Source organism: Bartonella sp. AA83SXKL (genome assembly GCF_042196965.1).
Taxonomy (GTDB): Bacteria; Pseudomonadota; Alphaproteobacteria; order Rhizobiales; family Rhizobiaceae; genus Bartonella.
Map to the genome: position 1 here is coordinate 1 of NZ_JBHIRG010000349.1, position 531 is coordinate 531.

The 531-nt window shown below is 37.9% G+C and carries 1 protein-coding gene; it reads right to left on the reverse strand.

Features of this window, described 5'->3' with window-relative positions; translation table 11 throughout:
• Positions 1-301: 301 nt before the first annotated feature.
• A complete protein-coding gene (locus ACFINO_RS11570) occupies positions 302-529 on the reverse strand; it encodes a hypothetical protein (protein ID WP_375628344.1) in 228 nt (75 codons plus the stop codon).
• Between the last annotated feature and the right edge of the window lie 2 nt (positions 530-531).

Here is a 531-nt window from a genome sequence, read left to right on the forward strand (position 1 = left end):
GCATCCATAATACGTGAAAAATCAAGTGCTAATAAGAGTATAATGAGTACAATCCATTTTGTATAACGAGACATCACTTTTACACTTTTGTAGGTCATGATGATTTCTTGGAGGATTTCTTTTTCTGCTTCTGTAAGTTCTGTATCGTCTTGTGTTTTTTTTCTAGCCATGTTTCCACCCACACACGCGTTCACCTAGATTATTGTGCTTTAAGATCTCTCTTGCTAAGTTTGAACTGATGGCGTTCAGATCTTGCTTATCTAAATAAATTGGCAACCAGCCAACACAAGAAGAAGCATATTTATTTGTCGCGCAACCAGTCAGAGAGAGCAGCACGCACATCAGCATCACTTTTTTGATTAACTTCACTTTCCACCTCCAGACGTGTTTTGGCTGCTTTTAAAGCTTTTTCTGTTTGCTTTTGTTGCTCTGCTTTTTTCCCAAGAGTAAAAGCTCTTGCTAATGCAATAAAAAAAGCGACTAAAGCCGCGCCTGTTATCATCAGATTTCTTTTCATCCATAAGATCATAG

Bases quoted from the DNA above. Each gene is read 5' to 3' on its own strand.
- ACFINO_RS11570 (WP_375628344.1), bottom strand. From the start codon at position 529: ATGATCTTATGGATGAAAAGAAATCTGATGATAACAGGCGCGGCTTTA.